At 64.8% G+C, this 409-nt stretch carries 1 protein-coding gene; it reads right to left on the minus strand.

What is annotated here, in order from left to right:
• Positions 1-408, minus strand: a 408-nt coding sequence (locus AC07WC_RS17780; RefSeq protein ID WP_495211176.1) for a flagellin N-terminal helical domain-containing protein, incomplete at its 3' end; no start/stop codon positions are given.
• Position 409: the final 1 nt, after the last annotated feature.

A 409-nucleotide genomic window follows, 5' to 3' on the forward strand; every position in this document is an offset into this window, starting at 1 on the left:
CTTGGTGCCGTTGAAGTCGGACTGCTTGGCGACGCGGTCGATTTCGCTGACCAGCTGGGTGACTTCGGCCTGCAGGGCCTTGCGGTCGCTGGCGGAGTTGGTGGCGTTGGAGGCCTGCACGGCCAGTTCACGGACGCGCTGCAGGTTGTTGCCGATTTCGCTCAGCGAACCTTCGGCGACCTGGGCCAGCGAGATGCCGTCGTTGGCATTGCGGATGGCCACGTCGGTACCGCGGATCTGGGTGCCGAAGCGCTCGGAGATCGCCAGGCCGGCGGCGTCGTCCTTGGCGCTGTTGATGCGCGAACCCGACGACAGGCGCTGGATCGTGGTGGCCAGGGAGCTGCCGCTGGTGCTCAGGTTACGCTGAGCATTCAACGACATCGTGTTGGTGTTGATGACTTGTGCCATG

Source organism: Stenotrophomonas sp. GW821-FHT01H02A (assembly GCF_059422145.1).